Consider the following 5835-nt stretch of genomic DNA (forward strand, 5'->3'; position numbering starts at 1 on the left):
GGGCGAGGCGCTCGACCGCACCACGATCTCCAGCATTGAAAAAGGGCTGGAAGACTTCTACTACAGCGTCGGTAAATACAGCGCCTCGGTGAAAGCCGTAGTCACGCCGTTGCCGCGTAACCGTGTCGACCTGAAACTGGTGTTCACGGAAGGGGTCTCCGCCAAGATTCAACAAATCAACATCGTCGGCAACCATGCCTTCACCAACGACGAACTGATCTCACGCTTCCAACTGCGTGATGAAGTGCCGTGGTGGAACCTGGTCGGCGATCGCAAATACCAGAAGCAAAAACTGGCGGGCGATCTCGAAACCCTGCGCAGCTTCTATCTGGATCGCGGCTATGCCCGCTTTAACATCGATTCTACCCAGGTGAGCCTGACGCCGGATAAAAAAGGCATCTACATCACCATCAACATCACCGAAGGCGAGCAGTACAAACTTTCCGATGTTGTCGTGAACGGCAATCTGGCCGGCCACTCGGCGGAAGTCGCTCAGATCACCAAAATTGAGCCAGGCGAGCTGTACAACGGCAGCAAGGTGACCAAAATGGAAGACAACATCAAAACGATGTTGGGCCGTTATGGTTACGCCTACCCGCGCGTCGGCACTCAGCCTGAGATCAACGACGCGGATAAAACCGTCAAACTGCACGTCAACGTTGACGCGGGCAACCGCTTCTACGTGCGTCGCATCAAGTTCGAAGGCAACGACACCAGCAAGGATTCCGTACTGCGTCGCGAAATGCGCCAGATGGAAGGCGCCTGGCTCGGCAACGAGCAGGTCGAGCAGGGCAAAGAGCGTCTGAACCGTCTGGGCTACTTCGAAACGGTTGACGTGGAAACCCAGCGCGTGCCGGGCACCGCCGATCAGGTCGATGTGACCTACAAGGTGAAAGAACGCAACACCGGTACCTTCAACTTCGGCGTCGGTTACGGCACCGAGAGCGGCGTCAGCTTCCAGGCCGGCGTGCAGCAGGATAACTGGTTGGGTACCGGCTACTCGGTCGGCATCAGCGGCACCAAGAACGACTACCAGACCTATACCGAACTGTCGGTCACCAACCCGTACTTCACCGTTGACGGTGTGAGCCTGGGTGGCCGCATCTTCTACAACGACTTTAAGGCGGATGACGCGGATCTGTCGGACTATACCAACAAGAGTTACGGTATCGACGGTACGCTGGGCTTCCCGATCAACGAAAACAACTCGTTGCGTACCGGCCTGGGCTACGTCCACAACGGCCTGTCGAACATGCAGCCGCAGATCGCCATGTGGCGTTACCTCGACTCGATGGGCGTGGATGCGAACAAGACCGACCGCGCCAGCTACTCGACCGATGACTTTACGCTGAACCTGGGCTGGACTTACAACAACCTGGACCGCGGCTACTTCCCGACCTCGGGTAACCGCACCACGTTGAACGGCAAGGTCACCATTCCGGGCTCGGACAACGAATACTACAAGGTGACGCTGGACAGCGTACAGTACGTGCCGATCAACGACGATCGCACCTGGGTGCTGTTGGGCCGTGGCCGTCTGGGTTACGCGGATGGGCTGGGCGGCAAGGAAATGCCGTTCTACGAGAACTTCTACGCCGGTGGTTCGAGCACCGTGCGCGGCTTCCAGTCCAACACCATTGGTCCGAAGGCGGTGTACTACAACTCCAACTCGTACCAGTGTCAGTTCAACGCCGGCAGCACGACCGATCGTCAGAGCATCTGTAGCTCGGATGACGCGGTGGGCGGTAACGCCATGGCGGTCGCCAGCCTGGAGCTGATCACCCCGACGCCGTTCATCAGCGAGAAGTACGCCAACTCGGTGCGGACGTCGCTGTTCATCGATGCCGGTACCGTGTGGGACACCAAGTGGAAGAATACCAACGAAACGCTGATGTACGGCGTGCCGGACTACAGCAAAGCCAGCAATATTCGTTCTTCCGCCGGTATCGCGCTGCAGTGGATGTCGCCACTGGGGCCGTTGGTGTTCTCTTACGCCAACCCGATCAAGAAATACGAAGGCGACAAGTCCGAACAGTTCCAGTTTAACATCGGTAAGACCTGGTAACGGGTCTCGCCTCTGGGCATAACAGTTATTAAGAATCGCAATGGCCAGGCGCCCGCCGGCAGAGGGAGATGATTCTCATTGTTTGGTGGGACAAGTCTGGCAAATTGTGTACTTCAGTGTCATATGACACAAATGGGTGATGGTAAGGAGTTTATAGTGAAAAAGTGGTTGTGTGCCGCAGGCCTCGGTTTAGCAATGGCTGCTTCAGCTGGCGTTCAGGCAGCAGATAAGATCGCTGTCGTTAACGTCTCCAGCATTTTCCAACAGCTGCCGGCCCGCGAAGCGGTCGCTAAACAGCTGGAAAACGAGTTTAAAGGCCGTGCAAGCGAACTCCAGAACATGGAACGTAGCCTGCAGACCAAAATGCAACGTCTGCAGCGTGACGGCGCTACCATGAAAGCCAGCGACCGCAGCAAGTTGGAAAAAGACGTGATGGCGCAACGCGAGCAGTTCTCTCAGAAAGCCCAGGCTTTCGAGCAGGACAACCGCCGTCGCCAGATGGAAGAACGTAACAAGATCCTGAGCCGCATTCAGGACGCGGTGAAATCTGTCGCCAGCAAAGGCGGTTATGACGTGGTGATCGACGCCAACGCCGTTGCCTATGCAGACTCTTCCAAAGATATCACTGCTGACGTGCTGAAACAGGTTAAATAACACATGCTTTCAATTCGACTGGCTGATTTAGCGCAGCAGTTGGATGCACAATTGCACGGTGATGGCGATCTCGTCATCACCGGCATTGCTTCTATGCATTCGGCACAGCCTGGCCAAATCACGTTTTTGTCAAACAGCCGCTATCAAGAGCAGCTGTCTTCCTGCCAGGCAAGCGCCGTGGTGCTTACCGAAGCGGATTTACCACACTGCCGTGCTGCGGCGCTGGTGGTTAAAAACCCTTATCTGACCTACGCGCGCATGGCGCAACTGATGGACACTACGCCGGCGCCGGCGCAGGATATCGCGCCAAGCGCGGTGATCTCGCCTGAAGCGCAGCTGGGGCAGAACGTCGCCATTGGGGCGAACGCGGTGATCGAGTCAGGTGCGGTGCTTGGCGATAACGTGGTTATCGGCCCGGGCTGCTTCATCGGCAAACACGCACGCATCGGCGCGGGTACGCGTCTGTGGGCGAACGTAACGATTTATCATGCGGTCGAAATCGGCCAGCGCTGCCTGATTCAGTCGGGCACCGTGATCGGCGCGGACGGTTTCGGCTATGCGAATGAGCGCGGCGAGTGGATCAAGATCCCTCAGTTGGGCACGGTGATTATCGGCGATCGCGTCGAAATCGGCGCTTGCACCACCATTGACCGCGGCGCTTTGGATAACACCCAAATCGGGAATGGTGTTATCATCGACAACCAATGCCAGATTGCACATAACGTCGTGATTGGCGACAATACCGCCGTCGCCGGCGGTGTGATCATGGCCGGCAGCCTGAAAATCGGCCGCTACTGCCAGATCGGCGGCGCCAGCGTGATCAACGGTCACATGGAGATTGCCGACAAGGTTGTTGTTACCGGAATGGGAATGGTTATGCGACCAATCACCGAACCTGGGGTATACTCTTCGGGCATTCCGTTGCAGCCTAACAAGGTTTGGCGTAAAACCGCTGCGTTGGTGATGAATATCGATGAGATCAGCAAACGCTTGAAAGCTGTCGAACGTAAAGTCGGAAAAGACTAATCATTGCCGCCCGCCCTGGCGGGTACAAAACGAAACGCGTTGGTCGTGAGACCAAAAGCGCAAAGAGATGTTAATTTGCGGCCTGCATGATGATCTCCTTTTGGGGTCAGCGCAGGCCGTGTTGTTGATGCCATCAGTTTTTAGAGACAGGAAGAGTATTTTGACTACTGACACTCATACTCTGGATATTGCAGAAATTTTGGATCTGCTTCCTCACCGTTATCCGTTCTTGCTGGTCGACCGCGTCCTCGAGTTTGAAGAGCACAAATATCTGCGTGCGGTGAAGAACGTATCGGTGAATGAACCGTTTTTCCAGGGCCATTTCCCTGGCAAACCGATTTTCCCAGGCGTATTGATCCTGGAAGCCATGGCGCAGGCCACCGGTATCCTGGCGTTTAAAAGCGTCGGCAAACTGGAGCCGGGCGAGCTGTATTACTTCGCCGGTATCGACGAAGCACGCTTCAAGCGCCCTGTGGTGCCAGGCGATCAGATGGTCATGGAAGTCACCTTCGAGAAAACTCGCCGCGGTCTGACTCGCTTCAAAGGCGTGGCGACCGTTGACGGTAAAATTGTCTGCGAAGCAACCATGATGTGTGCCCGCAGCCGGGAGGCTTAATCCGTGATTGACCAAACCGCCTTTATCCATCCTAGCGCGATAGTCGAAGAGGGCGCCGTGATCGGTGCCAACGTGCATATCGGCCCTTTCTGCTACGTCGGCTCCCAGGTGGAAATCGGCGCCGGCACGGTGCTGAAATCCCACGTGGTGGTGAACGGCATTACCAAGATTGGCTGCGATAATCAGATTTATCAATTCGCCTCTATCGGCGAAGTGAATCAGGATCTGAAATACGCGGGCGAACCGACGCGCGTTGAAGTGGGCGATCGCAACCGCATCCGCGAAAGCGTGACCATTCATCGCGGCACCGCGCAGGGCACCGGCCTGACCAAAGTGGGCAACGACAACCTGCTGATGGTCAACGTGCACATCGCCCACGATTGCGTGGTCGGCAATGCTTGCGTGCTGGCCAACAACGCCACGCTGGCGGGGCATGTGGAAATCGACGATCACGCCATCATCGGCGGCATGACGGCGATCCACCAGTTCTGCATTATCGGCGCGCATGTGATGGTAGGCGGTTGTTCCGGTGTCGCTCAGGACGTGCCTCCTTTCGTCATCGCTCAGGGCAACCACGCTACGCCGTTCGGCGTCAACGCGGTCGGCCTGAAGCGCCGCGGTTTTGACAAGGATGAAATGCAGGCAATCCGCAACGCCTACAAAATCCTGTATCGCAGCGAGAAAACGCTGGATGAAGCGAAAGCGGAAATCGAAGCCCTGGCCAAAGAACAGCCGGTGGTGCAGCAATACCTCGATTTCTTCACCCGTTCCACCCGTGGCATCATTCGCTGAGTTATGTCGAATCGTCCATTGACTATCGGACTGGTCGCCGGAGAAACCTCCGGTGACATTCTCGGCGCCGGCTTGATCCGTGCGCTCAAGGCGCAGATCCCCGACGCGCGTTTTGTTGGCGTCGCCGGCCCGCTGATGCAGGCCGAAGGCTGCGAAGCCTGGTACGAAATGGAAGAGCTGGCGGTCATGGGCGTGGTGGAAGTGCTTGAGCGCTTGCCACGCCTGTTGAAGATCCGCAAGGATCTCACCCGCCGCTTCGGTGAGCTGCGGCCGGACGTGTTTGTCGGCATCGACGCGCCGGACTTCAACATCACGCTGGAAGGCCGCCTCAAACAGCGCGGCATTCGCACCATCCACTACGTCAGCCCTTCCGTATGGGCCTGGCGGCAAAAGCGCGTTTTCAAAATAGGCAAAGCCACCGATCTGGTGCTGGCCTTTCTCCCTTTCGAAAAAGCGTTTTACGATCGTTTCAACGTGCCTTGCCGGTTTATTGGCCACACCATGGCGGACGCCATGCCGTTGCAGCCCGACCGGCTGGCGGCGCGCGCTCAGCTTGGCATCGCTCCGCAGGCGCGCTGTTTGGCCTTGCTGCCGGGCAGCCGCGGCGCCGAAGTCGAGATGCTGAGCGCCGACTTCCTCAAAACCGCGCAGCTGCTGCGCACCCGTTATCCCGAGCTGGAAG

6 protein-coding genes are annotated in these 5835 nt (G+C 57.2%); all 6 read left to right on the forward strand.

Translation table 11 applies throughout. The annotated features are described in order from the left end of the window. Nucleotides 1-2065, forward strand: a 2065-nt coding sequence (bamA, locus tag ADK28_RS01745) for an outer membrane protein assembly factor BamA (RefSeq protein WP_048794716.1), incomplete at its 5' end; no start/stop codon positions are given. Between the two features lie 156 nt (nucleotides 2066-2221). After that, the gene (gene skp, locus ADK28_RS01750) at nucleotides 2222-2719 is read left to right on the forward strand and encodes a molecular chaperone Skp (protein WP_004931958.1); all 498 of its coding nucleotides are present in this window, start codon (nucleotides 2222-2224) and stop codon (nucleotides 2717-2719) included. A gap of 3 nt (nucleotides 2720-2722) precedes the next feature. Continuing rightward, the gene (gene lpxD, locus ADK28_RS01755) at nucleotides 2723-3745 is read left to right on the forward strand and encodes a UDP-3-O-(3-hydroxymyristoyl)glucosamine N-acyltransferase (RefSeq protein WP_004931959.1); all 1023 of its coding nucleotides are present in this window, start codon (nucleotides 2723-2725) and stop codon (nucleotides 3743-3745) included. 160 nt (nucleotides 3746-3905) lie between these two features. Beyond that, nucleotides 3906-4361, forward strand: coding sequence for a 3-hydroxyacyl-ACP dehydratase FabZ (gene fabZ / locus ADK28_RS01760; protein WP_004931962.1), 456 nt, complete (start codon nucleotides 3906-3908; stop codon nucleotides 4359-4361). Nucleotides 4362-4364: 3 nt separating this feature from the next. Then, nucleotides 4365-5153 carry an acyl-ACP--UDP-N-acetylglucosamine O-acyltransferase gene (gene lpxA, locus ADK28_RS01765; RefSeq protein ID WP_016929882.1) on the forward strand — a complete coding sequence of 263 codons (789 nt, stop codon included), beginning with the start codon at nucleotides 4365-4367 and terminating at the stop codon, nucleotides 5151-5153. A gap of 3 nt (nucleotides 5154-5156) precedes the next feature. Beyond that, nucleotides 5157-5835, forward strand: a 679-nt coding sequence (gene lpxB, locus ADK28_RS01770; protein WP_048794717.1) for a lipid-A-disaccharide synthase, incomplete at its 3' end; no start/stop codon positions are given.

The sequence above is a fragment of the Serratia sp. 506_PEND genome (assembly GCF_001076875.1).
Classification (GTDB): Bacteria; Pseudomonadota; Gammaproteobacteria; order Enterobacterales; family Enterobacteriaceae; genus Serratia; species Serratia marcescens.

Bases quoted from the DNA above. Each gene is read 5' to 3' on its own strand.
- lpxD (WP_004931959.1), top strand. From the start codon at position 2,723: ATGCTTTCAATTCGACTGGCTGATTTAGCGCAGCAGTTGGATGCACAA.